The organism is bacterium (assembly GCA_019637795.1).
Classification (GTDB): Bacteria; Desulfobacterota; Binatia; order HRBIN30; family CADEER01; genus JAHBUY01.
Genome location: JAHBUY010000005.1, coordinates 381,118 through 403,960, shown reverse-complemented (window position 1 = coordinate 403,960; position 22,843 = coordinate 381,118). Strand labels below are relative to the sequence as shown.

At 74.3% G+C, this 22,843-nt stretch carries 18 protein-coding genes and 1 pseudogene; 15 read left to right on the top strand and 4 right to left on the bottom strand.

The genetic code is table 11. The annotated features are described in order from the left end of the window. Window positions 1–376: 376 nt before the first annotated feature. Complete coding sequence (locus KF840_18760; protein MBX3026953.1) at window positions 377–1,273, bottom strand: NAD(P)-dependent oxidoreductase; 897 nt, start codon at window positions 1,271–1,273, stop codon at window positions 377–379. A gap of 16 nt (window positions 1,274–1,289) precedes the next feature. After that, the gene (locus KF840_18755) at window positions 1,290–2,096 is read right to left on the bottom strand and encodes an SDR family oxidoreductase (GenBank protein MBX3026952.1); all 807 of its coding nucleotides are present in this window, start codon (window positions 2,094–2,096) and stop codon (window positions 1,290–1,292) included. Window positions 2,097–2,260: 164 nt separating this feature from the next. On the opposite strand from KF840_18755, the gene KF840_18750 reads away from it, so the two are divergent. From KF840_18750 to KF840_18735, 4 genes are all read left to right on the top strand, one after another. Continuing rightward, complete coding sequence (locus KF840_18750) at window positions 2,261–3,484, top strand: hypothetical protein (protein MBX3026951.1); 1,224 nt, start codon at window positions 2,261–2,263, stop codon at window positions 3,482–3,484. Continuing rightward, window positions 3,481–6,618 (top strand): AAA family ATPase, encoded by a 3,138-nt coding sequence (locus tag KF840_18745; GenBank protein MBX3026950.1) that lies wholly within the window; start codon window positions 3,481–3,483, stop codon window positions 6,616–6,618. Before KF840_18750 ends, KF840_18745 begins: the two co-directional genes overlap by 4 nt. 8 nt (window positions 6,619–6,626) lie before the next feature. Beyond that, the gene (locus tag KF840_18740; GenBank protein ID MBX3026949.1) at window positions 6,627–6,974 is read left to right on the top strand and encodes a HEPN domain-containing protein; all 348 of its coding nucleotides are present in this window, start codon (window positions 6,627–6,629) and stop codon (window positions 6,972–6,974) included. 109 nt (window positions 6,975–7,083) lie between these two features. Continuing rightward, the gene (locus tag KF840_18735) at window positions 7,084–7,827 is read left to right on the top strand and encodes an SDR family oxidoreductase (GenBank protein ID MBX3026948.1); all 744 of its coding nucleotides are present in this window, start codon (window positions 7,084–7,086) and stop codon (window positions 7,825–7,827) included. A gap of 284 nt (window positions 7,828–8,111) precedes the next feature. On the opposite strand, the gene KF840_18730 is transcribed toward KF840_18735, so the two are convergent. Next, window positions 8,112–8,852, bottom strand: coding sequence for an SDR family oxidoreductase (locus KF840_18730; GenBank protein ID MBX3026947.1), 741 nt, complete (start codon window positions 8,850–8,852; stop codon window positions 8,112–8,114). Between the two features lie 201 nt (window positions 8,853–9,053). Here KF840_18730 and KF840_18725 point away from each other — a divergent pair, with 201 nt between their 5' ends. From KF840_18725 to KF840_18715, 3 genes are all read left to right on the top strand, one after another. Further along, window positions 9,054–10,460 (top strand): hypothetical protein, encoded by a 1,407-nt coding sequence (locus tag KF840_18725; GenBank protein MBX3026946.1) that lies wholly within the window; start codon window positions 9,054–9,056, stop codon window positions 10,458–10,460. Between the two features lie 313 nt (window positions 10,461–10,773). After that, entirely contained in the window at window positions 10,774–11,904 is a 1,131-nt protein-coding gene (locus KF840_18720; GenBank protein ID MBX3026945.1) for a lipid-transfer protein, read from the top strand. Between the two features lie 165 nt (window positions 11,905–12,069). After that, window positions 12,070–12,477: an OB-fold domain-containing protein gene (locus tag KF840_18715; GenBank protein ID MBX3026944.1), complete on the top strand. Its 408-nt coding sequence runs from the start codon at window positions 12,070–12,072 to the stop codon at window positions 12,475–12,477. A gap of 28 nt (window positions 12,478–12,505) precedes the next feature. Here KF840_18715 and KF840_18710 read toward each other — a convergent pair whose 3' ends face one another. Further along, window positions 12,506–13,456: a TerC family protein gene (locus tag KF840_18710; protein MBX3026943.1), complete on the bottom strand. Its 951-nt coding sequence runs from the start codon at window positions 13,454–13,456 to the stop codon at window positions 12,506–12,508. 160 nt (window positions 13,457–13,616) lie between these two features. On the opposite strand from KF840_18710, the gene KF840_18705 reads away from it, so the two are divergent. The 8 genes and pseudogenes from KF840_18705 to hpnH all read left to right on the top strand — a co-directional run bounded on the left by KF840_18705 (window position 13,617) and on the right by hpnH (window position 22,676). Next, window positions 13,617–14,369, top strand: a complete 753-nt coding sequence (locus KF840_18705; GenBank protein ID MBX3026942.1) for a hypothetical protein — start codon at window positions 13,617–13,619, stop codon at window positions 14,367–14,369. A gap of 123 nt (window positions 14,370–14,492) precedes the next feature. Then, complete coding sequence (locus tag KF840_18700; GenBank protein MBX3026941.1) at window positions 14,493–15,449, top strand: diphosphomevalonate decarboxylase; 957 nt, start codon at window positions 14,493–14,495, stop codon at window positions 15,447–15,449. Further along, on the top strand, window positions 15,446–16,597 hold the full coding sequence (gene fni / locus KF840_18695) for a type 2 isopentenyl-diphosphate Delta-isomerase (GenBank protein ID MBX3026940.1): 1,152 nt from the start codon (window positions 15,446–15,448) through the stop codon (window positions 16,595–16,597). Before KF840_18700 ends, fni begins: the two co-directional genes overlap by 4 nt. Continuing rightward, window positions 16,572–18,536 carry a squalene--hopene cyclase gene (shc, locus tag KF840_18690; protein MBX3026939.1) on the top strand — a complete coding sequence of 655 codons (1,965 nt, stop codon included), beginning with the start codon at window positions 16,572–16,574 and terminating at the stop codon, window positions 18,534–18,536. The genes fni and shc overlap by 26 nt, the downstream gene beginning before the upstream one ends. A 65-nt stretch (window positions 18,537–18,601) precedes the next feature. Continuing rightward, a pseudogene (gene hpnC / locus KF840_18685) lies at window positions 18,602–19,399 on the top strand (squalene synthase HpnC). A 90-nt stretch (window positions 19,400–19,489) separates the two neighbouring features. Beyond that, window positions 19,490–20,317, top strand: coding sequence for a presqualene diphosphate synthase HpnD (gene hpnD, locus KF840_18680; GenBank protein ID MBX3026938.1), 828 nt, complete (start codon window positions 19,490–19,492; stop codon window positions 20,315–20,317). Next, entirely contained in the window at window positions 20,314–21,669 is a 1,356-nt protein-coding gene (gene hpnE / locus KF840_18675; GenBank protein ID MBX3026937.1) for a hydroxysqualene dehydroxylase HpnE, read from the top strand. The genes hpnD and hpnE overlap by 4 nt, the downstream gene beginning before the upstream one ends. Beyond that, entirely contained in the window at window positions 21,669–22,676 is a 1,008-nt protein-coding gene (gene hpnH, locus KF840_18670) for an adenosyl-hopene transferase HpnH (GenBank protein ID MBX3026936.1), read from the top strand. The genes hpnE and hpnH overlap by 1 nt, the downstream gene beginning before the upstream one ends. Window positions 22,677–22,843 lie beyond the last annotated feature (167 nt).

Below are 22,843 nucleotides of genomic sequence, written 5' to 3'. Positions count from 1 at the left end.
CGCCGCCGCGCCAGCCGCCGGCTCGCGTGTCGCCGCCTGAATCTCCCCCCCGGGATCGACTGCCGGCCCGCTCCGGACAGTGCGCTCCTCGTAGCAAGGACGCCGGGCATTCTCTAGGGCGAATTGCGCTTCCCGATTGCTGCGGCAGTCGGGATCGTTGCGGCTCCCGGGGGGACCGCCCTCTGGGGCAGCAGAGGGCGGCCTTTCGCTCCGGGGGGTACGCCCGTTAGGGCGCCGGATGTGTCGAGAGCACCCTACCGCACTCTACACGGCAGTCTAGTTGGGACTTTCCCCCATATGACTAGGGAATTCCCTATGCGGCGGCCTGCGCTCGGCGTGGCGCCGGCGGAGGCGGGCGAGCCGGCGAGGCGCGCGCTCAGGTCGCGCGCGGCGGTCCGATCCGCAGCTCGATGCCGGCCATCCGCTCCATCAGCTCGACGATGTCGGTGAAATCGCGGTCGCCGAGGCCGGCGCCGATGGCGGCGACGAAGGCCTGGGCGATCTGCGCCGCGGCGGGGGTCGGGACGCCGTGCTCGCGCGCCACGTCGAGCAGCAGTCCCGCGTCCTTGGCGGCGAGCGCCAGGGAGAACTGCGCCTCGCGGCCGCGCGCGTTGATCCCCTCGACCATGCGATCGGTGAAGATGTTCCCGGCGCCACCGCTGCGGATGATGTCGATCATCGTCCGCACGTCGATGCCCGCTTTCGCCGCCACGGCCAGGCCCTCGAGCGAGACCCAGGTCGCCGAGAAGGCCATCAGGCTGTTGATCAGCTTGGCGACGTTGCCGAGGCCGAGCGGACCGACGTGGAACGTCGCGCGGCCGAGGCGCGCGAGCAGCGGCTGCACCGTGGCGACGGCGTCGGCGTGACCGCCGACCATGAACACCAGCGTCCGCGCCTGCGCGCCGGGCGCGCCGCCGGTGAGCGGCGCCTCGACGAGATGGTGGCCGGCCGCCTCGAGGCGGGCGCCGACGGCGCGCAGCAACGCCGGCGCGTTGGTCGACAGATCGACCAGCACCGAGCCGGGCTCGGCGGCGGTGAGCCAGTCGGCGGCGACGGTCTCGAAGGCCCGCGGCGTCGGCAACGACGTGAAGGTCACCTCGCTCACGCGCGCCACCGCCTCGGTGTCGACCGCCTTGCGCGCCCCGGCGCCGACGAGGCGGTCGCCGCGCGTGGGGTCGCTGTCGAAGACGGTCACCGCGTGCGCGTCGGCGACCAGGTTGGCGGCGATCGCTCCACCGATGTTGCCGAGCCCGATCACTCCGACGCGCGCCATGGTCCGCTCCCCGTTCTCATCGATGCTGCAGCACGCGCCCGGCGGCGGCGCCCATGATGCGCCGGACCAGCGCCCGCGGCAGCGCGGCGGCGAGGCCGCTCATCGTCCAGTTGCCGAAGCCGGGCACGCACACCACGTCGCCGCGCCGATAGCGCTGCAGCGCCGCCTCCACCACCGCCTCGGCGCTCATCCAGGCGAGCGACGGAATGCCGCTGGCGTCGATGCCGGCGCGCTCCTGGAACTCGGTGCGCGTGAAGCCCGGGCAGAGCGCCATCACCCGCACGCCGCTGCCGCGCAGCTCTTCGTGCAGCGACTCGGTGAAGCTGTTCACGAACGCCTTGGTGGCGCCGTAGGTGGCGTTGAACGGCGCCGCCTGGAAGCCGGCCATCGAGGAGACGTTGATGATGCCGCCCTGCCGGCGCCGCAGCAGGCCCGGCAACGCGGCGCGGGCGAGGCGCGTGAGGGCGACCACGTTGAGGCGGATCTCGTTCTCCTCGCGGTCGACGTCCAGCGTGGCGAAGGCGCCGATGGTGCCGAAGCCGGCGTTGTTGACCAGCAGCGCGAGGTGGGGGTCGTGCGCCACCGCGTGCTCGACCTCGCGCAGCGCCGCGGCGTCGGTGAGGTCGGCGGCGACCGCCCGGGCGTGGATGCCGTGCGCCGCCTCCAATTCGGCCGCCAGCCGCTCGAGCGGCCGCGCCTGGCGCGCCACCAGCGCCAGGTCGTAGCCGTCGCGCGCCAGGCGCCGCGCGAAGGCGGCGCCGATCCCCACCGAGGCGCCCGTCACCCACGCCCGCCTGCCGTTGCCGCGCTGCTCGCTGCTCATGCCCGGTGTGTATCGAGCCGGCCGCGCGCCGGGCAAGGGCGCGACGCGAGGCATCTGCTCGATCACCTGACCGGGCGCCTCGCCGGTTGGGATGATCGAATGCGGAAGTCAATGCGAAAGCGCTCGAAAGTCCGCCAGCTCTGTGGTTTCAATGACGCCTTGCGATGACCGCTCGGTACGCGTTTCTGCACGCCGCTGACCTGCGCCTCGACGCGCCGTTCACCGGCGTCGGCCGGACGCCGGCGCCGCTGGCGGCGGCGCTGCGCGACGCCTCGCTGCACGCCTGGGACGCGCTGGTGGCGACCGCGATCAGCCGCCGGGTCGCCGCCGTGCTGCTCAGCGGCGGCCTGTGCGATGGGCTGGAACGCGGCGCGCGCGCGCAGGTGCGCCTGCGCGACGGCGTCGCCCGTCTGGTCGAACACGGCATCCCCGTCTTCATCGCCCTCGCCGCCCGCGATCCGCGGGACGGCTTCGCCGCTATCGACGACTGGCCCGACGGCGTCGTGGTCTTCGGCCACGGACGCGCGGACGCCGTGCCGCTGCGTCGCGACGGCGCGCATCTCGCCACCGTGCACGGCGTCGGCATCGATCCGGAGGAGGGGGCCGAGCTGGCGGCCCGCCGGCTGCGCCGAGGCGATCTCGCCGGGCCGCACATCGCCCTGCTGCCGAGCCCGGTCGGGCGCGGCGGGGTCGCGCTCGACGCGCTGCGCGACGCCGGCATGGACTACTGGGCGCTCGGCGGCGGCGCCGAGCTGGCGGTGCAGCACGCGCGCGACCCGTGGCTGGTGAGCGCCGGGACGCCGCAGGGGCGCAGCCCGCAGGACGTGGGTCCGCGCGGCGCCGCGTTGGTCGAGGTCGAGGATGGCGTCATCGCCCGCGTGGGCCTCGAGCCGCTCGATCGCGTCCGCGCGGCCGTCGTGCGGATCGACGAGGCCGACGATGGCGCGGCCCTGCGGCAGCGCCTGCGCGACGCCGCGGCGGCGCTGCGCGCCGCCCATCCCGAGCACGTGCTGCTGCTGACGGCGCTGCTCGGGTCGCGCGCCCGCGTCACCCGCCTGGCGCGCCAGCCGGACCTGCGCGCCGCCCTGCTCGCCGAGGCGCGCCGCGACGCCGAGCGCGACGATCCGCTGCTGTGGTGGGCGGCGCTGCGCGCCGCCCCGCCGGGCCCGCTGCCGGCCGCCGCCGACGACCTGCCGGGCGAGGTCGCGCGCCGCCGCGCCGTGCTGGCCAGCGACGCCGAGCGCACGCTGCGCTTCGTGCAGCAGCGCTTCGAGCCGCTGCGCGACACCTGGAGCGCGGCCCTCGATCCGCGCGACGTCGATCCGCTGCTCGACGACGCGGCGGCGGTGGCGATCGACGCCCTCGTGCTCGGCGACGGCGACCGATGAAGATCCGCGGCTGGGAGATCGACGGCTTCGGGGCGCTGCGCGACAGCGCCGTCGATCGCCTGCCCGACGGCCTGACGGTGGTGCACGGCGCCAACGAGGCGGGCAAGACGACGCTGCTCGAGTTCCTCCGCCGTTCGCTCTTCGGGCCGCTGTCGAACGGCGCCGGCGTGTCGTACGCGCCGCTCGGCGGCGGCGCCTATCGCGGTCGGCTGCGCGTCGAGGGCGGCGACGGCGCCTACGTCATCGCCCGCGATTTCGCCCACGCCGCGCTGCAGGTGACGCGCCCGGACGGCTCGCTCGGCGGCGCTGCCGATCTGGCGCGGCTGCTCGGCGGCGCCGACGAGAAGCTGTTCCGCGCCGTCTTCGCCATCGCCCTCGACGACCTGCAGTCGCTCGCCGGCCTCGACGAGGCGGCGGTCAGCGAGGCGCTGTTCTCGGCCAGCCTGGCCGGCGCCGGGCGCTCGGCGCGCGCCGCGCTGACCCGGCTGCGCGCCCAGGCGGCGCGGCGGCTGGATGAGACGGGCGCGGCGCAGATCGGCGCATGCATTGCCGCGCTCAACGCCCTGCGGCCGCGGCTCGCCGCCGCCCGCCGGGCGGCGGAGGAGTATCCGCGGCAGCGCGCGGCGGCGGCGGCCGCCGCCGCCCACGCGGCCGCGCTGCGCGAGCGTCTCGCCGTCGAGCGGCAGCGCCGCCAGCGCGCCGCGGCGCTGCTGCGCGCCTGGCCACTGTGGGACGCGCTGCAGAACGCGCGCACCGAGCTCGCCGCGATCGTCGCCCTGCCGGTGCCGCCGCCCGAGGTCGCGGGCGAGCTGCAGCGCGCCCGCGAGCGTCTGCTGGCGGCGCGCGGCGCCCTCGACGCGCTGCGCGCCGAACAGGCGGCGGCGGAGGCGCAGCGCGGCCTGCTGCCGCCGGACGACGGCGCCGCGGCGCTGGCGCCGGAGATCGACGCCCTCTGCGGCGATCTGACGCTGCACCGCTTCCAGCTCGCCACCCTGCCGGCGGCGCGCGCCCGCGCCGAGGAGGCGGCCGCCACGATGCGCGCCCGCCTGCAGCGACTCGACGACGCCGGAACCGAGGCGGCGGTGCGCGAGTGGGGTCGGCTCGGCGTCGATCGCGAGCAGGTGCGCGACTGGCAGGTGCGGCTGAAGCGCCACGACGAGCGCGCCCGCGCCGCCGCCCTGCGCGCCGAGGCGGCGCAGCGCCACCGCGATTCGCTGCGCGAGCAGTACGAGGCGGCAACGGCGCAGTTGCCGGCGCGCCCGCCGCTGCCGGCCGAGGCGGTGGAGGCGCGCCGCCAGGCGCTCGACGCGCTGCGGAGCGCCGTCGTGGCCATGCTCGACAAGCGGTCGCGGGGCGAGGGCATGGCGCAGACCGTGTTCGACCGCGAGCAGGTGCTGCGCGCCTTCGACGCCGAGCGGGACGCGGTGCCGGTGGCGTGGCTGCCGCCGCTGCTGGCGCTGCTGGCGGCGGCGACGGTCCTGGCGACGCTGTGGAGCGCCATGGGCAGCATGCCGGCGGCGACCCTGGGAGCGAGCGCCGCGGTCGCGCTCGCCGCCGGGGCGATCCATGTCGGCCGCCAGCGGCGGTCGGCGCTCGGCCGGCGTCGCGATCGCGAGCGGGCGCGCCGCGTCCTGCGCAGCGAGCTCGAAGCGGCCCGCCGCGGCCGCGATCAGGCCTGGCACGCCGCCGCCGAGCTGGCGGAGCAGATCGCGCGCGACGGCGAGGCCCTCGGCCTGCCGCGCGCGCCGACTCTGGCCGACTGCGACGCCGCGGCCGCGGGGCTCGACGCCGAGGACGCGGCGCGGGTGCGCGACGGCGGCGCGCGCGCCCAGCTCGCCAGCCTCGAGCCGGCCCTGCGCGGCGCCGAGGAGGCCTACGCGGCGCGCGAGACCGAGCGCCTGGCGGCCGAGGCGGCGCGCGACGAGGGCGAGATCGAGTGGCGCGCCTGGGTGGAGCGCGCCGGCGTCCGCGGCGCGGTCGATCCGGAGCTGGTGCTCGAGCGCGTCACCCGCCTGCAGGCGGCGCACGAGGCGCTGCTGGCGCACGATGCCGCGGAGCGCGAACGGCGCCAGCTCGAGCCGATGGTGGCGGCGTGGGAGACGCGCGCCCGCGCCGTGCTGGCGCGCCTCGGCGACGCCAGCGGCGGCGGCGAGGCGCTGGTCGAGCGCATCGTCGGCCTGCGCGCCCGCCTGCAGGAGCAGGCGCCGCTGCGCCAGCGGCGCGCCGCGCTCGACGCCGAGGTGCGCGAGCGCGCGCTTCGCCTCGCGGTGGCGAGCGAGGCGCTCGATCAGGCGGAACGCGAGCTGACGGCGGTGCTGGCGCGCAGCGGCGTGCGCGACGAGCAGGACCTGCTGGAGCGGCGGGCGGCGGCGGCGCGGCGGCAGCAACTGCAGCGGGTGGTCGCCGAACGCGAGGCGCTGGTCGCCGAGCGCGTCACCTGGCCGGAGGCGTTCGACGACCTGGCGCGCGGCGCGGTCGGCGAATGGGAGGTCCTGGCGGCGAACGCCGACGCCGTGCTCGCCGAGCGCGAGCGCGAGCTGGACGCCGCGGACGCGGCCGGGCGCGCCGCCGGCGCCGCCTGCGCCGCGCTCGAGCGCGCCGACGAGGTGCCGACGCTGGAGCTCGAGTGGGCGGCGTTGACCGCCGAGCTCGAGGAGGCGGTGCGCGACTGGCGGGTGCTGGTCGCGGCGGCCGGTTTCGTCGAGGAGGCCGAGCAGGAGTTCGAGCGCACGCGGCAGCCGGCGGTCCTGCGCGAGGCGTCGCGCGCCTTCGCCACCGTCACCGGCGAGCGCTACGAACGCGTCGCCCAGGACGAACGCGCGGCGGCGCTGGTGGTGGTCGAGCGCGGCGGCCTGGTGAAGCAGGCGGGCGGCGACCTCAGCCGCGGCACCGCCGAGGCGCTCTACCTGGCGGTCCGCCTCGGCCTGGCCGGCGAGCTGGCGCGGCGCGGCACGGCGCTGCCGCTGGTGATGGACGACGTGCTGGTGAACCTCGATCCGGAGCGCGCCGCGGCGATGGCGCGGGTGCTCGGCGAGGTCGCCCAACGCCACCAGGTGCTGTTCTTCACCTGCCATCCGTCGACCCGCGATCTGCTCGTCCGCGCCGGCCACGCGGCCCGCGTCGTCGAGCTCTGAGGCGGCCGATGCGGCCCGGCACCGACACGCTCCTGGCCAAGGCGACGCGCGCCCTGGCCGCGGCCGAGGCGGCGCTGACCGCCGGCGCCGCCGACATCGCCGCGGGGCGCGCCTTCTATGCCATCCTCTACGCCGCCAAGGCGCGGCTGAACGAGAGCGGGCTGCGGCTGCGCACCCACGTCCGCGTCGCCGCCGCCTACGCCGCCCTGCCCGAGATCGAGGAGGCGCCCAGCGAGTGGTTGGACGAGGCGCTGGCGCTGCGCCGCCGGCTGGCGGCGGAGCCGGGCGGGCTCGACTTCACCGCCGCGGCGGCGCTGGTCGAACGCGCCCGCCGCTTCGTCGGCGCCGCGCGCTGAGCCTGCTGGCGACGGACGGAGGCCCCCCGGCGGCGCGTCCGCCGTGCCGCGGCGCGCCTTGCGCGTCCCGACCGGCGTCGGTACGGTCCGCCGACACGACGGAGGCGACATGCGACTGAACGGACGAGTGGCGGTGGTCACCGGCGCCGGGCGCGGGCTGGGCGAGGCGATCGCCCTGCGCTTCGCGGCCGAGGGCGCAGCGGTGATGCTGAACGACATGGACGCCACCACCGGGGCGGCGACGGTGGGGCGGATCGAGCAGGCCGGCGGCCGGGCGGCGGCGGTGATCGGCAGCGTCACCGACGAGGCGACGGTGCAGGAGCTGGTGGCGCGCGCCGTCGCGGCCTTCGGCGGCGTCGACATCCTGGTCAACAACGCCGGCATCACGCGCGACAAGCTGCTCAAGGACATGCGCCTCGAGGACTGGGACGCCGTGCTCGACCTCAACCTCCGCGCGACCTTCGTCTGCTGCAAGCACGCGACGCCGCTGATGGTGGCGAAGGGCTGGGGGCGGGTGATCAACATGAGCTCGCGCGCCCACTACGGCAACAAAGGGCAGGTCAACTACGCCGCCTCGAAAGCCGGCGTCATCGGCCTCACCCGCTCGCTGTCGATGGAGCTGGGCAAGTTCGGCGTCACCGCCAACTGCATCGCGCCGGGCATCATCGCCACCCCCGGCGTGACCTCGCTGCCGCACTACGACCGCCTGGTCGAGCGCGTCGCCCCGACCCTCCCGATCCCGCGCCTTGGCCGGCCCGAGGACGTCGCCGGCGTCGCCGCCTTCCTGGCCAGCGACGACGCCGAGTACATCACCGGCGAAACGATCCACGTCTCGGGCGGGCGGTACGGGTGATGCGAGGACGTTTGAGTCGGCTGTCACGCTGCTGGGCTGTCAGGGGTCCCGACCTCCGGCCCCTGACAGCCTGACAGCGAACCTCGATACGACAAAACACCTTCACCACGGAGGCACGGAGCCACGGAGGGTGCAGCGTCGGACTGGCGGGTGGGTGCGATCCCCATGGCCATTGCCGACGGCGTTGGGGATCTCGACCCCGGACCCCCTTTTGTCCAGGTTACTCCGTGTCTCCGTGCCTCCGTGGTGAAGCGTTTTCGTCACATCAAGCCCCAACAGCCTTCTCACATGTACCGGCCGCCGTTCGGGCTCAGCACCTGTCCGGTGACGAACGACGCCTCGTCGGACACCAGATAGGCGACGGCGGCGGCGATGTCGTCGGGCACGCCGATGCGGCGCACCGGGGCGCCGGCGATGGCGCGCTCGCGGATCTCGGGAGAGACCATGGCGGCGGCGACCATCGGGGTGTCGATCAGACCCGGGGCGACGGCGTTGACGGTGATGCCGGCCGGGCCGAGCTCGTGCGCCAGCGCTTTGCTGAAGGCGATGATGCCGCCCTTGGCAGCGGCATAGTGCGACAGCCCGGGGCCGCCGCCGCTCAGGCCGGCGACCGAGCTGACGTTGACGATGCGTCCCCAGCCAGCGGCGACCATGTCGGCGACCACCGCCCGCACGCCGTGGAAGGTGCCGGTGAGGTGGACATCGAGCATGCGCCGCCACTGCGCATCGCTCATGTCGGCGAGCAGCGCGATCTCTCCGATGCCGGCGACGTTGACCAGGATGCCGGCGGCGCCGAGCGCGGCGCGCGCCGCGGCGACGGCGGCGCGCACCGCCTCGCCGTCGGCGACGTCGACCGCCCACGCCGCCGCCCGGCCGCCGGCGGCGGCGATCGCCGCCGCGGTCTCCTCGGCGCCGGCGCGGTTGAGATCGAGCACGGCGACGGCGGCGCCGTCGCGCGCCAGCCGCCGGCAGACGGCTCTCCCGATTCCCGACGCGCCTCCCGTGACCATGGCGACCCGTTGCATGGCGGCGCTTGTAGCAGGGGCCGCGGGGTGTCGTCAGCCGTGACCGGCGGCGCGCACTTTCCTGCCGGCAACCGTCCATCCCTCGACGCCGCGAGTGCCGCGGCGGCATGAAGCCTCGATAGCCGCATCGTGCAGCGGCTGGCATGTCACTTGAAGTGACGGGCGCCAGAGGGCGTGAGGACTCAGGGCGCGGGGTACGGAGTGGAGCACCGGGAGACGCTGCATCTGCTGCCGCAGTGGGCATCGCTGAACAAGGTGGTGCTCGATCTGCTCGAGCAATATCAGCCGGCGATGGCGGTGAAGCGCCTCGGCACCGGCCTCGATCTCGATCCCGGCCTGCCGCTCAGTTGGGCCGACCGCGCGCAGCTCGAGTTCGGGGTCGGCCGCATGCTGCGCCACGCGGTCAAGCATTCGCGGCGCGGCGGGCTCATCCTCTGCCGCACCGGCATGGACGGCGAATGGTTGACCCTCACCATCGGCAACGACGGGCCGCGCCTGCGGGCCGAGGACGCCGAGGCGATGCTCAACCGCGACGACGTCGCGCTGACCGACCGCGGCCTCGAGGCCGACCTGGCGAGCGCCCAGGCCATCGCCGCGGCGCACGGCGGCCGCATCGAGCTCGACCGCTCGCACGATCGCGGCGCCTGGTTCGTGATGAAGCTGCCGGCGATCGCGCGCGAGAACGAGCGCCTGCTGGCGGCCATCGACGAGGTGCACCGCGGCCGCTCCGATCTGGTCGCCGGCATGTCCTACGAGCTGCGGACGCCGCTGCACGTCATCATGGGCTACACCGACCTGCTGCTCGAGGGCGCGTTCGGCTATCTGAACCGCGACCAGCTCGACACCCTGCGGCGCATGGACCAGGGCGCGCGCGAGCTGCTGGCGGTGATCAACGGGGTCATCGACCTGCGCGCCCTCGACGCCTCGCGGGCGCCGCTCGAGCTGCGCCAGGGGCAGCTCCCGGACCTGGTGCGCGGCTGCTGCCAGCTCATCGTCGAGGTGCTGGGGTGCGACGTCGGCCAGGCGTGGGTGTGGCAGCCGGCGACCGACGTGTACGTCCCCGTCGCCTCGCACGGCGCCTTGCGCCAGCACGCCGCGCCGCCGCGCGAGGCGCGCCTGCCGCGCACCCGGCTGGTGTCGCTGTTCAGCCGCCGCAACGGCCACGGCGGCGTGGTGGTGGAGGCCAACGAGCTCTTCGCGCCGCCCGCCAGCTACGGGCACGGCCTCAGCCGCTGTCTGCTGGTGCCGCTGCATCGCAACGGCGCCGAGCTCGGCCTGGTGGTCGCCGGCGTGCAGAGCGGCGGTCGGGTGTTCGGCGAGGAGCAGTCGCAGGTCGCCCAGGGCATCGCCGACCTCGCCGCCCTGGCGCTGGAGAACGCGCGCCTCGCCGAGGAGCTGTCGCAGACGACGCGCCTCAAGTCCGAGCTCATCGCCGGCCTCTCGCACCGCTTCCGGGTGCCGCTCGACGTCATCATCGGCTACGCCGAGCTGCTGCTCGAGGGCCAGTTCGGACACGTGACGCCGGACCAGGCGGGGGTCATCCGCGAGCTGCGCAGCAGCGGCGTCGATCTGCTCGCGGCGCTCGACCGGGTGGTCGACACGGCGTGACGGGCTTTGCACATGAACCCGTCGCGTCTCACGTGAGGCTGTTACGCTGTTGAGCTGTTCGCTGTTAGGGCCTGAGAATTGCGGCCCTCAACAGCGAACAGCCCAACAGCTAACAACCGACCGGCGCTGATTGGGTTCGACCGTGGGCTTTCTGTGCAAAGCCCGTGGCGGTCGCAGGCGGCCTTCCGGCATCGACGGCGTGCCGGCCGCTGGCGGGTGCCCGCTTGGCCGGTTGAACCGAGCGGCGGTTCCCGACTAGACGGGTCAGGTGGATTCGCTCGACCGCGACCTCTTCCGCCGCATCCAGGACCGCATGGCCATCGTCGGCATCGGCCATCTGCCGTTCGCCAAGGACATCGGGCGGCCGATCGGCGATACCGCGGTGGAGGCGATCCAGCTCGCGCTCGCGGACGCCGGGCTGGAGAACGAGGACGTCGACGGCATGTCGATGTTCGAGATGGAGCACACCCACGAGGTGTCGATCGCCCGCCGCCTCGGGGTGCGGAATCTGCGCTGGTGGGACAAGATCTCGTACGGCGGCGGCGCCTCGTGCGCGACGATCATGCACGCCTGCGCGGCGATCGCCAGCGGCCTCGCCGAGGTGGTCGTCTGCCACCGGGCGCGCAATCGCGGCGCCAAGACCTCGCGCCCGTGGTCGCAGGAGAAGGGCCTGGTGATCGACGACAAGGCGCTGCACGTCCCCTGGGGCCTGATCCGCCCGGTGGACGTGATCGGCATGTGGGCGCACCGCCACATGTACGAATACGGGACGACGCGCGAGCAGCTCGGCAATGTCGCCATCGCCGCCCGCACGCACGCGCAGCGCAATCCCTACGCGATGATGCGCGATCGCCCGCTGGACATGCCGACCTATCTCGCCGGCCGGGTCATCGGCTATCCGCTGACCCTCTACGACTGCTGTCTCGAGACCGACGGCGCGCTGGCCTGCGTCGTCACCTCGATCGAGCGCGCCCGCGACCTGAAGCAGAAGCCGGTGCTCGTGCACGCGATTGCCCAGGCCTCGGGGCCGAACCCGGTGCACCTGGCGAACTACAATACGCCCGGCATGCAGACGACGTCGGTGGCCTGCGCCGAGCTGCTGTGGCAGCGCTCGCAACTGAAGCCGGCCGACATGGACTGCGCCCAGATCTACGACGCCTTCACGCCGCTGGTGGTGATGGGCCTCGAGGATTACGGCTTCTGCGCCCGCGGCGAGGGCGGGCCCTTCACCGAGAACGGCCGCATCGAGCTCGGCGGCGAGCTGCCGGTCCTCACCTCCGGCGGCGGCCTCTCCGAGGCCTACGTGCACGGCTTCAACCTGATCCTCGAAGCCGTGCGGCAGATCCGCGGCACGTCGTGGAACCAGGTGCCGGACTGTCGCGCGACGCTGGTCACCGGCGCCTCCGGCGTCGCGACCAGCGCCATGGTGGTGCGGGGAGCATGAGGGCAGGGGGGGATCGATGACCGGTGACCGTCGAGCAGTGCGCGGTGACGGAGCAGCGACGGCGATGGTGCGAGTCGCATCATCTCCGCGCTGCGCGCGGGTGGCGCACCACCTGCGGCGAGCGGTCACCGGGGAGCGGCCGGCGCTCGGGTTGGGCTCCGCGCCATGACCCTCCATCCCGACTATCCCCTCCCCGACGTCAGCGATCCGGTCACCGGCCCCTTCTGGGCCGGCTGTCGCGAGGGCCGGCTGCGCGTGCAGCGCGATCGCAAGACCGGCGAGGTGCACTGGCCGCCGAAGCCCGGCTACTGGAAGGGCGGACGGCTCGAGTGGATCGACGCCAGCGGGCGCGGCGAGGTGTACTCGTACGTGGTGGGCTACGAGCCGTTTCTCCCGGCGTTCAAGGAGCTGCTGCCGCACATCATGGTGCTGGTGCAGCTCGCGGAAGGGCCGCGGTTGGTCGGCTACATGGTCGGCGCGACGCCGGATCGGATGCGCATCGGCATGCCGGTGCGGGTCGTCTTCAAGCGGTTGACCGACGACGTCACGCTGCCGGTCTGGGAACCGGCCTGAGGCGCGGCCGCGCCCGGCGCCGGCGCGGTCAGGCGGTCGTGTTCGCGGCCGCGGAGCCGGTGCGTTCGCGGAGCAGCGAACCGGCGATGGCGGTCGCCAGGATGCCGGCGATGACGCCGAGCGAGACCGAGATCGGCAGCTTGTAGAGATCGGCCAGCACCATCTTGCCGCCGACGAACATCAGCACGAAGGAGAGACCGACCTTCAGGTAGTGGAAGCGGTCCATCGCGCCGGCGAGCAGGAAGAACATCGCCCGCAGCCCGAGGATGGCGAAGATGTTGGACGTGTAGACGATGAAGGGATCCCTCGTGACGGCGAAGATGGCGGGGATGGAGTCGATCGCGAACACCAGATCGGTGACCTCGATCAGCACCAGCACCAGCAGCAGCGGGGTGACGAAGCGGCGGCCGTCGCGGCGCACCGTGAAGCGGCCGCCGTGGTACTCGGGCACCGACGGCACCAGGCGGGTGAACCAGCGGAAGAGGGGATTGTGCTCCGGGTGCGGCTCGACGTCGCGCTGCCACAGGAGCTTGAAGCCGGTGAGCAGCAGGAAGGCGCCGAAGAGGTAGATGATCCAGTGGAAGCGGGCGAGCAGCGCCGCGCCGGCGAAGATGAAGAGCGCCCGCATCACCAGCGCGCCGAGAATGCCCCAGAAGAGCACCCGGTGCTGGTAGGCGGCGGGCACTTTGAAGGTCGAGAAGACGACCAGGAAGATGAAGATGTTGTCGACCGCCAGCGCTTTCTCGATCAGGTAGCCGGTGAGGAACTCGAGGCCGCGCTGGGCGCCGAAGCTCGCCGCCAGCCAACCGTTGAACGCCAGCGCCAGGGTGATCCAGACGACCGTCCAGGTCGCGGCCTCGCGCGGGCGGACCTCGTGGGCATGGCGATGGAAGACGCCGAGGTCGAGCGCCAACATCCCGAGCACGAGTCCGGTGAAGGCCAGCCACATCGCCGGCGTCGCGATCGAGGTGATTTCCATGTCGCCGGAGGCTAGGGCCGACCCCGCTATGCGACCAATAGATAGTTCCGGCGCGGCGGATCGCGTTTTTCGAAGCGGCGCCGCCAGGCGGCGAGTGGACGGCTCAGGCCGCGCTGGATGGCTCACGCGCCGCCGCCGTCTGGTGTAACCGGTGGACGCCGTGCCGCGCGCTGTCCCCTCTCCAGAGATCGTCGTCTTCGCGGCGCTGGGTTGGGAATGCCGGCCGGTGCTGCGCGCCCTGCGCGGCGTGCGTCGGCTGCGCGGCCTGCGCGTTCCGGCGTGGCGCGGCGCGGCGCGCCACGGCGAGGTGTGGGTGGTGCGCAGCGGCGTCGGCCCGCGACGCGCGGCGGCGGCAGCGGCGGCGGTCGACCTCTCGGCGTGCGCCCTGGTGGCGTCGACCGGCTGCGCCGGCGGCCTGGCGCCGCCGTTGCGCCCCGGCGATCTCGTGCTCGCCAGCGCCGTGCACGCCGACGATGCCCGGCACGACACCGACCAGGCGGCCCGGGCGCGACTCCTGGCGATGGCGACTGCCCGCGGCATGACGATCCACGAAGGGCCGATTCGCTGCAGCGCGGTTCTGCTCGCCTCGCGCGCGGACAAGCGCCGCGCCGCGGCCGCCGGCGCCGTGGCGGTCGAGATGGAGGCGGGGCCGATCGCCGCCGCCGCGGCGGCCGCCGGGCGACCGTTCGTGTCGATTCGCGCCATCATCGACGCCGCCGAAGACGACGTGACGCTGCTGGCCCGCGTCGGCGATCCGGTATCCGGACAGCTCCGCCCGGCGGCGCTGGCCGCCCACGTCCTGCGGCACCCCGGATCCGTCAGCGAGCTCTGGCGGCTGCGCCAGGCGCAGCAGGCCGCGGGGAACGCCCTCCGCCGGTTCTTCGCCTGCTGGTTTCATGAGAGCATGGCCTGACCTTCAGGTTAGGCGACTTGACGACCCCGGTTCCCTCCCGTAAAGGCCCTAACCGCGCGGTTAGTAGCTGGTCAGTCCGCAAGGCGCGCGCGCTGGCTGACCGAGAGGTTAGGGATGGAAGAAGTGGTCGCTCGAGCCTACGGCAACGTTCCCCTGATCCAGTCCTGGGGGATGCGGGAACCGGCCCTGAACCTGCCCTACACCGGCAGCCTCTCGCTGACCCTCGATCGGCTGGAGAGCACGGTCCGCTGGCAGGCCCGACGCGATCTGCGCCACGACGAGCTGACGGTGAACGATCGCCCAGCCGCCGGGGCGATGGGCGAGCGGCTGCGCGGGTTCATCGACCTCCTGCGCCGATGCGCCGGGCGCACGACGCCCTGCGCGGTGTCGATCGCGACCGGGCGCACGTCCGGCATCGGGGCGACCGCCGCCACGTTCGCGGCACTGGCGCTCGCCGGCAGCGTCGCCCTCGAGCTGCCGACGGCGCCCCGGCAGCTCTCGATGCTGGCGCGGCGCGGCACCGGCTCGGCGGCGCGCTCCGTGTTCGGCGGCTTCGTGGAAGGCGTCGGCGGCGAGCTCGGCGACGGTTCCGACTGCTACGCCGAGCCGCTGGCGCCACCGGCGCACTGGTCGTTGGCGGCGCTGATCGCCGTCGTCGATGCGACGGCGCCGCCTGCCGACGCGCACGCGCTGAAGCGATCGCCGTTCTTCCCCGCCTGGCTGGAGGGACACGAGGACGACCTCGACGCGGCGCGCGCGGCGGTGCGCGCGCGCGATCTCGAACGCCTCGGCGGGTTGATCGAGCACCACTGCCTGAAGGCGCGCGCCGTCGCGCTGGCGGCGACGCCGGCGATTCTCGGCTGGGCGCCCGGCACCGTGGCAGTCGTGGAGCGGGTGCGCGCGCTGCGCGCCGCGGGACAGGCGGTGTACTTCACCCTCGGCGCCGGACCGCACGTCACCGCGCTCTGTCCGCCCGACGCCGCGGCGGCGGTGGCGGCGGCGCTGGTCGAGACGCCCGGCGTCGCGCGGCTCATCTGCGCCGCGCCGGGCGCCGGCGCGACGGTGGTGCAGGCGGCATGAGCACGGCGTGGACGACCTCGGCCGGCGTCGGCGCCGCGCTGCGCGACCGCAAACAGTCGCACCTGGCCCTCTGCCGCACCCAGCCGGTCGAGCACGCCCTGAAGACGACGCTCTTCGAGGAGGTCGAGCTGATCCACAACGCGGTGCCGGAGCTGGCGCTGGCGGAGATCGACTGCTCGACGACCTTCCTCGGCAAGCGGCTGCGGACGCCGCTGCTGATCAGCGGCATGACCGGCGGCACCGAGGACGCGGGGCGCATCAATCGCGACCTCGCCGCGCTCGCCGAACGCGCCGGCGTCGCCTTCGGCCTCGGCAGCCAGCGGGTGATGCAACGCGACCCGGGCGCTGCCGACACCTTCCGGGTGCGCGCCGTCGCGCCGTCGGTGCCGCTGCTCGCCAACCTCGGCCTGACGCAGGCGGCACGACAGTCGACCGCCGCCGTCGCCGCGCTCGTCGAGGCGGTGGACGCCGACGCCGTCTGCCTGCACCTGAACCCCGCCCAGGAGCTGATCCAGCCGGAGGGCGACCGCGATTTCCGCGGCGGGCTCGCGGCGCTGCGCCGCCTGTGCCGCGAGCTGCCGGTACCGGTGATCGCCAAGGAGACCGGCTGCGGCATCTCGCGCGCCGTCGGCGAGGCGCTGCGCGACGCCGGCGTCGGCATCGTCGACGTCGCCGGCGCCGGCGGCACCTCGTGGGTGCGCGTCGAGGCGCTGCGCGCCGACCGCGACGGTCAGGCGCTCGGCGAGGCGCTCGCCGGCTGGGGCATCCCGACCGCCGCGTCGCTGCTCATGCTCGACGGACTGGGACTGCAGCGCATCGCCAGCGGCGGCGTCCGTACCGGGGTCGAGATCGCGAAGGCGCTGGCGCTCGGCGCTGATCTCGCCGGCGCCGCCCTGCCGGTCTTCCGCGCCTACGGCGACGGCGGCATCGCGGCCGCCGCGGCCTGGCTCGAGGCGCGGCGGCAGGAGCTGCGCGCCGTCATGCTGCTCACCGGCGCCGCATCGCTGCGCGCGCTGGCCCGCCAACCGCTGCTGCTCGGCCCACGCCTCGCGGCGTGGGTACGCGCCGCCCGCTCGCCCCACCCACGTCTCGACGAGGAGCCCGATGTCCAACGCCAGCCCGATGCTCACCGGCGCGCGCCACGCTAGCCGCGCGCGCGGCGCCGCCGCGACGGCGCCGCTGGAGCGCCTCGACGCCGCCATCGCCCGCAGCCAGGCCGCCTTCCTGCGCCAACAGCACCGCGAGGGCTACTGGCACGCGCCGCTCGAGGCCAACGTCTCGATGGACGCCCAGTACCTGTTCCTCAACCGCTTCATGGGACGGCAGCCGACGCGCATCGATCGCCGCATCGTCGACCACATGCTGGCGACCCAGAGCGACGACGGGAGCTGGCCGCTGTACGCCGGCGGTCCCGGCCATCTCAGCGATACCATCGAGGCCTATTTCGCGCTCAAGCTCGCCGGCTTCGCCGCCGACGAACCGGCGCTGACCCGCGCCCGCGAATTCATCCGCGCCCACGGCGGCCTCGCCAGGGCAGGCGTCTTCACCCGCACCTTCCTCGCGTACTTCGGGCAGTTCCCGTGGAGCGGCCTGCCGGCGATGCCGGTCGAGCTGGTGCTCCTGCCGCCGTGGTGCCCGATCAACATCTACGCCCTGTCGAGTTGGGCGCGCGAGACCGTCGTGCCGCTCACCATCCTGATGGCGAAGCGGCCGCGCATCGCCATCGCGCCGGAGGAGGAGATCGCGGAGCTGTGGCTCGAGCCGCCGACCGCGGCCGCGCTCGCCTATCCGCGCAGCCGCCAGTGGCTGAGCTGGCGGAACGCCTTCCTGGCGCTCGACCGGACGCTGAAGGTGCTCGGTCGCAGCCCGTGGAAGCCGCTGCGCCGGCGCGCCCTGGCGCGCGCCGAGCGCTGGATCCTCGACCGCCAGGACGTGAACGGCGGCTGGGGCGGCATCCAGCCGCCGATGGTGAACTGCGTCATGGCCCTGCGCGCCCTCGGCTACGCCGACTCGCATCCGGCAGTCGCCAGGGGGCTGCAGGCGATCGACGACTTCGTCATGGCCGACGGCGATCACCTCTTCTTCCAGCCCTGCGTCTCCCCGACCTGGGACACCGCGCTGATGGCGAAGGCGCTGCTCGAGTCCGGCGTGCCCGGCGATCACCCGGCGCTGCGCCGCGCCGCCGACTGGCTGATCGCCAACCAGATCCTCGTCCCCGGCGACTGGTCGGTCTACAACCCCGACCTCGAGCCCGGCGGCTGGGCGTTCGAATTCGCCAACGACTGGTACCCCGATGTCGACGACAGCGCCGTCATCCTGATGGTGCTCAAGCGCATCGCCCACGCCGAGCCGCGGCGCGCCGATCGCGCCATCGCCGCCGGCCTCAACTGGGTGCTCGGCATGCAGAGCCGCAACGGCGGCTGGGGGGCCTTCGACACCGACAACGACCGCGCCTTCCTCAACCAGATCCCGTTCGCCGACATGGAGGCGATGATCGACCCGCCGACCGAGGACCTGACCGGCCGGCTGCTCGAGATGATGGGCGCCTACGGCCACGACCTGCGCTTCAACCGCGCCCGCCGCGCGCGCGAGTTCCTCCTCCGCAGCCAGCGCGCCGACGGCGCCTGGTGGGGGCGCTGGGGCTGCAATTTCATCTACGGCACCTGGTCGGCGCTGGCCGGCCTGCGCGCCATCGGCGACGACCTCGACGCCGCCCACATCCGCCGTGCCGTCGCCTGGCTGCGGGCGCGACAGAACGCCGACGGCGGCTGGGGCGAGACGATGGCGTCGTACGACGACGAGCGCCTGGCCGGCCGCGGCGCCTCCACCCCGTCGCAGACCGCGTGGGCGATCCTCGGCCTGCTCGCCGGCGAGGACGGCGTCTCGCCGGCGGTGCAGCGCGGCGTCGACTACCTGCTCGAGCGGCAGCGCGCCGACGGGCAGTGGGACGAGACCCTGTTCACCGGCACCGGGTTTCCGCGCCACTTCTACCTGCGCTACGACATGTACCGGAACTACTTCCCGCTCATGGCCCTCGGCGGCGCGCGCCAGCGCCTGGGCGGCGCGATGGCGCCACCGGCGGCATGACCGGAGCGGACTCCTCGCCGCCCGCGGCGCCGTCGCTCGAGGCCGCCTACGAGCACTGCCTCCGCCTGGCGGCGGGGCACTACGAGAACTTCACCGTCGGCTCGTGGCTGCTGCCGCGCCATCTGCGCCGGCCGCTCGCCGCGCTGTACGCCTTCGCGCGCGGCGCCGACGACCTCGCCGACGAGGGCGAGGCGCCGGCGGCGATCCGTCTGGCGCGGCTCGACGACTGGGAGCGCCAGCTCGAGGCCTGCTTCGCCGGCACGGCCGACACGCCGGTGTTCGTCGCCCTCGCCGATACCGTGCGGCGCTTCGCCATGCCGCTGGCGCCGTTTCGCCGCCTGTTGCGCGCCTTCCGCCGCGACGCCGCGTTCACGCCCTTCGCGACCGTCGACGAGCTGATCGACTACTGCCGCGACTCGGCGGCGCCGGTCGGCCACCTGGTGCTGGCGCTCTTCGGTCATGCCGACGCCGCGCGCCAGGCGCTCGCCGACCAGCTCTGCATCGGCCTGCAGCTCGCGAACTTCTGCCAGGACGTCGGCGTCGACGCGGAACGCGGCCGCGTCCATCTGCCCCTCGACGTGCTGCGCGCGCACGGCGTCGATCCGGCGGCACTGCGGGCGCCCGCCATGCGCGCGCCGCTGCAAGCCGTCCTGCGCGCCGAGGTGGCGCGCGCCCGCGGCTATCTGCTCGACGGCCTGCCGCTCGCCGACCGCGTCGCGCCGCGCCTGGGGCGCGAGGTGCGCCTGTTCGCCTGGGGCGGACTGGCGATCCTGGCCCGCATCGCGGCGCAGGACTTCGCCGTCGTCGACGCCCGCCCGACGGTGCCGCGGCGCCAGAAGGCCGCGCTGATCCTGCGCGCCCTGCTGCGCCGCGAGCCGCCGCGCCGCCTGCTCGCCACGCCGCCGCTGGCGCGCGATCCGCAGCTCGCCGAGGCCTATGCCTACTGCGCCGAGGTGACGCGCCGCAGCTCGAGCAATTTCTTCTACGCCTTCCGCCTGCTGCCGCCGCCGCGCCGCGAGGCGCTGTGCGCCGTCTACGCCTTCTGTCGCTTCGTCGACGACATCGCCGACGACGCCGCGCGGCGCGATCCGGCGGCGCTGCTCGGGCGCTGGCGCGACGAGCTGACGCGCCTCTACGAGGGCGCCCCGACGCACCCGATCGGCCGCGCGCTGGCCGACGCGGTGCGTCGCTTTCCGCTGCCGCGGCAGTGCTTCCTCGACCTCATCCGCGGCGTCGAGCTCGACCTGACGCGCCGGCGCTACGCGACCTTCGACGAGCTGCACGAGTACTGCTACCTCGTCGCCGCCACCGTCGGCCTGCTGTGCATCGAGATCTTCGGCTACCGCCAGCCGAGCGCCCGCGACTACGCCGTCGACCTCGGGGTCGCGTTCCAACTCACCAACATCCTGCGCGACGTGACCGAGGACGCGGCGCGCGGCCGCCTCTACCTGCCGCTGGAGGACCTGCGCCGCTTCGACTGCCGCGAGGCGGACCTGCTCTCCGGCCGCTACTCGCCGCGCGTCGGCGCCCTGCTGGCCTTCGAGTGCGGCCGGGCGCGCGCCTACTACCTGCGCGCCGGCGGCGCCCTGGCGCCCGAGGATCGCGCCGCGCTGGCGCCCGCCGAGGCCATGCGCCTGATCTACGAGCGCCTGCTGCGGCGCATCGAAGCCCGGCACTTCGACGTCTTCGGCGGCGGCAAGGTGACCCTGCCGCGCTACGAGAAGGTGACGCTCGCCCTCGCCGCCTGGGGGCGCGCCCACCTCGCCGGGTTGCAGGCGTGAGCGAGATCGTCGTCATCGGCGGCGGCTTCGCCGGTCTCGCCGCCGGCGTGGCGCTGGCGGCCGGCGGGGCGCGCCCGCTGGTGCTCGAAGCCGGGCCCCAACTCGGCGGCCGGGCCCGCTCGTTCACCGACGCCGCCAGCGGCGAGCGGCTGGACAACGGCCAGCACGCGATGCTGGGCTGCTACACCCACACGCTGGCGTTTCTCGAGCGCATCGGAACGGCGGGCCGCGTCGTCCGCCAGGATCGGCTGCGCGTGGCGATGCGGGACCGGACGCGCGGCGCCGGGCGCATCGTCGGCGCCCGCCTGCCCGGACCGCTGCACATGGCGGGCGGCGTGCTGGGGTACCGGCTGCTGCGGCCGGGCGAGCGCCTGGCGGCGCTGCGCGCCGGGGTCGCCATCCTGCGCCGCCATCGCCGCGGCGACGCCTCCCTGGCCGACTGCACGGTCGCCGAGCTGTTGCGCGCGCTCGGCCAGTCGGCGGCGGCGCAGGCGAGCTTCTGGAACCCGGTCGCCGTCGCGACCCTGAACGAGCTGCCGGAACGGGCCGCGGCGCGCCCCTTCGCCGCGGTCCTGGCGCGGGCGTTCTTCGGCGGTCGGCGCGACGCCCAGTTCGTGCTCCCGGGCACCGATCTGAGCGACCTGTACACCGGCGCGGCGGAGCAGTTCATCGTCGCCCGCGGCGGGCGGGTCGAGACCCGGGCGGCGGTCACCGGGCTCGCGCTCGGTCCGACCGGGGTGCGCGCCGTGCGCCTGCGCGACGGCCGCCGTGTCGCCGCCGCCGCCTGCATCGCCGCCGTGCCGCCGCGCGCCCTCGCGGCGCTGCTGCCGGACGCGCTGCGCGCCGCGCCGCTGCTGCGCGGGCTCGACACCTTCGCCGGCTCGCCGATCGTCTCGGCGCACCTGTGGCTCGACCGGCCGGTCATGGCGGAGCCGTTCCTCGGCTGCATCGGCACCACCGCGCAGTGGTTCTTCAACCGCAGCGCGCTGCAGGCGCGCGGCGCGACCGATGGGCAGTGGCTGAGCGCAGTGATCAGCGCCGGCCATGCGATCGTCGACTGGCCGGCCCCGCGCATCGCGGCGACGATCTTCGATGACCTGCGGGCGCTCCTCCCCGATGCGGCCGGCGCGACGCTGCGCCGCGCCGTCGTGGTGAAGGAGCGACAGGCGACGATTTCCAACACCCCGGCGACCGAACGGCGCCGTCCCGGAGCGGCCACGCCGCTCGCCAACCTGTGGCTGGCCGGCGACTGGACCGCCACCGGCCTGCCGCCGACGATCGAGAGCGCGGTGATGAGCGGCCACCGGGCCGCGGCGCTCGCCCTCGGCCGCGGACCCACCGAGGAGCCGTGATGCGATTCCCGCTGCACATCGTCACCGACATGCTGAAGTGGCAGGCGCGCAACTGGTGGCGCGGCGCCGCGCGCTATCCGTACGTGCTGATGCTCGAACCGCTGCACACCTGCAACCTGGCGTGCGTCGGCTGCTCGCCCGAACGCTACAGCGGCGATCTCGGAGACCGCCTGTCGCTGGACGACAGCCTGCGCGCCGTCGACGAGGCGGGCGCCCCCGTGGTGTCGATCTGCGGCGGCGAGCCGACGATCTACCCCGAGCTGGCGGAGCTGGTGGACGGCATCATCGCCCGCAAGCGCCACATCTACCTCTGCACCAACGGCATCCTGCTCGAGCGCTTCTACCGCCGCGGCCGGCCGCACAAGCGGCTGGCGATCAACGTCCACCTCGACGGGCTGCGCGAGACGCACGATTTCGTCGTCCGCCGCGCCGGCGTCTTCGACCAGGCGATCGCCATGATCCGCGAGGGCAAGCGGCTCGGCTACGCGGTGTGCACGAACACCACCATCTATCGCGAGACCGACATGGACGAGGTCGAGGCGATGTGCGCCCAGCTCAAAGCCCTCGGCGTCGACGGCATCCTGCTGGCGCCCGGCTATCGCTACGAGAAGCTGGCCGGCGACCACTTCATGTATCGCGACGAGATCCACCGCAAGTTCGCGCGCGTGCTGGCGCTCGCCGAGCGCTACCCGATCTCGTCGACGCCGCTGTTCCTGCAGTTCGCGGCCGGCCGGCGCGACTACCCGTGCACGCCGTGGGGCAATCCGACCCGCACGCCGAAAGGCTGGAAGGGCCCCTGCTACCTGATCGAGGACCGCTATTACGGCTCCTGGTCGGAGTTCTGGAAGGGCGTCGACTGGACCTACTGGGAATCGCGCCGGGATGCGCGCTGCCAGAACTGCCTGATGCACTCGGGCTTCGAGCCGTCGGTGATGCGCGGCCTCAAGGACAGCCCCCGCGACGTCCTGACGATGGCGCGCTGGATGCTGTCGCGGCCGGCGGCCTGAGGCCGGTCGCGCGAGCGCCGCCTGCCCTTTGCCCTTGCCCGGCCTTGCCCAAGAATTCGCTGCTCCCGCGAGGCAGCCCCAGGTTGTTAGTTAGGTTGCTAGGTTGTTAGTTGTTAGGCCTGAACGGCTTCTGAGACCAACAACCTAACAACTAACAACCCAGCAAC

What these genes read in the sequence shown, in the direction of transcription:
- KF840_18760 (MBX3026953.1), bottom strand. Translation starts at nt 1,273, where the DNA reads ATGGCGCGCGTCGGAGTGATCGGGCTCGGCAACATCGGTGGAGCGATC.
- KF840_18730 (MBX3026947.1), bottom strand. Translation starts at nt 8,852, where the DNA reads ATGCAACGGGTCGCCATGGTCACGGGAGGCGCGTCGGGAATCGGGAGA.
- KF840_18740 (MBX3026949.1), top strand. Translation starts at nt 6,627, where the DNA reads ATGCGGCCCGGCACCGACACGCTCCTGGCCAAGGCGACGCGCGCCCTG.
- hpnH (MBX3026936.1), top strand. Translation starts at nt 21,669, where the DNA reads ATGCGATTCCCGCTGCACATCGTCACCGACATGCTGAAGTGGCAGGCG.
- KF840_18720 (MBX3026945.1), top strand. Translation starts at nt 10,774, where the DNA reads ATGGCCATCGTCGGCATCGGCCATCTGCCGTTCGCCAAGGACATCGGG.
- KF840_18750 (MBX3026951.1), top strand. Translation starts at nt 2,261, where the DNA reads ATGACCGCTCGGTACGCGTTTCTGCACGCCGCTGACCTGCGCCTCGAC.
- fni (MBX3026940.1), top strand. Translation starts at nt 15,446, where the DNA reads ATGAGCACGGCGTGGACGACCTCGGCCGGCGTCGGCGCCGCGCTGCGC.
- KF840_18735 (MBX3026948.1), top strand. Translation starts at nt 7,084, where the DNA reads ATGCGACTGAACGGACGAGTGGCGGTGGTCACCGGCGCCGGGCGCGGG.
- KF840_18715 (MBX3026944.1), top strand. Translation starts at nt 12,070, where the DNA reads ATGACCCTCCATCCCGACTATCCCCTCCCCGACGTCAGCGATCCGGTC.
- shc (MBX3026939.1), top strand. Translation starts at nt 16,572, where the DNA reads ATGCTCACCGGCGCGCGCCACGCTAGCCGCGCGCGCGGCGCCGCCGCG.
- KF840_18745 (MBX3026950.1), top strand. Translation starts at nt 3,481, where the DNA reads ATGAAGATCCGCGGCTGGGAGATCGACGGCTTCGGGGCGCTGCGCGAC.
- KF840_18710 (MBX3026943.1), bottom strand. Translation starts at nt 13,456, where the DNA reads ATGGAAATCACCTCGATCGCGACGCCGGCGATGTGGCTGGCCTTCACC.
- KF840_18755 (MBX3026952.1), bottom strand. Translation starts at nt 2,096, where the DNA reads ATGAGCAGCGAGCAGCGCGGCAACGGCAGGCGGGCGTGGGTGACGGGC.